A 1,252-nucleotide genomic window follows, 5' to 3' on the forward strand; every position below is an offset into this window, starting at 1 on the left:
CCTGGAAGCTCGGCCAGGAAAGCATGTGGCTCCGCCAGGCACGCCCCTACGCCGGCGACACCCATGGCCTGCACCTGCCGCTGATCTGCGGCACCGAAGTGGCCATCGCCTTCGAACAGGGCGACCCCGACCGCCCCTACATCGCCCACGCCCTGCACGACAGCGATCACCCGGACCACGTGACCCTGCGCAACTACAAACGCAACGTGCTGCGCACCCCGGCGAACAACAAGCTGCGGATGGAGGACAACCGCGGGGAAGAGCATGTCAAGCTCAGTACTGAGCACAGTGGCAAGAGTCAGTTGAACCTGGGGCATCTGGTGGATGCGCAGAAGAAAAAACGCGGGGAAGGGTTTGAGCTGAGGACGGATGGGCATGGCGCCATTCGTGGCGGCAAGGGGTTGTTCATCAGTGCGGATGTGCAGGCCAAGGCTCAAGGTCAGGTGCTTGAGATGAGTGCCGCATTGGCGCAGCTCAACAGTGCCTTGCAACTGGTGAATGCCTTGGCTCAAAGCGCCGCCGTATCGGGCGCCCTGCCAGCAGACGTGCAGTCGCAACAAGGGCTGCAAGAGGCATTGGCGCATCTCAAGCAAGCTGGACTGATTGCGTCGGCACCTGCGGGTATTGCTCTCACGACACCGGCAAATATTCAGATCTCAGCGGGAAAAACCCTTACCGCGACGGCAGGGGAGACCGTTGATGTCAGCGTACTCAAGCGCTTTAGCGTGACCGCCGGCGAAGCAATCAGCCTGTTCGCGCAGAAACTTGGGCTCAAGCTGTTTGCCGCCCGGGGGCCGGTGGAGATCCAGGCGCAAAGCGATGCGATGACACTGCAAGCGGACAAGGCGCTGACGCTTAACAGTATCAACGGCGAAATCATGCTCAACGCCGAACAAGGCATCACCCTGGTCAGTCGAGGCGCCTACATCAAGATCAAGGATGGCTCCATCGAAATCGGTGCGCCAGGTGAATTGCGCATCAAGAACGACCTTATCGCCTGGGGCGGTGGTGCCTCCCTCGAACAGGCGTTGTCAGCCATGGTCCTGCAAGACCCCCTCTACAAAAATCCAACGCAGGGTGGATTCCAGGTCAAGGACAAAGAGACAGGCGCGCCAAAATCCGATGTGCGCTATCGCATCGAAACCGCTGACGGCAGCGTGGTGCGAGGAGTGACAGACGGCAACGGCTTCACCCAGCGCCATCATGGCCTTGATCCGCAAGGCATCAAGCTGTTCTTTGAATAATCGTGGAG

At 60.1% G+C, this 1,252-nt stretch carries 1 protein-coding gene; it reads left to right on the plus strand.

The window, feature by feature from the left end; genetic code table 11:
• Nucleotides 1-1,244 (plus strand): DUF2345 domain-containing protein (locus ACM6I6_RS22605; RefSeq protein WP_414920738.1); only part of this gene is annotated, 1,244 nt, incomplete at its 5' end.
• Nucleotides 1,245-1,252 lie beyond the last annotated feature (8 nt).

It is taken from the genome of Pseudomonas sp. IT-P218 (assembly GCF_949767605.1).
Classification (GTDB): domain Bacteria; phylum Pseudomonadota; class Gammaproteobacteria; order Pseudomonadales; family Pseudomonadaceae; genus Aquipseudomonas; species Aquipseudomonas putida_AE.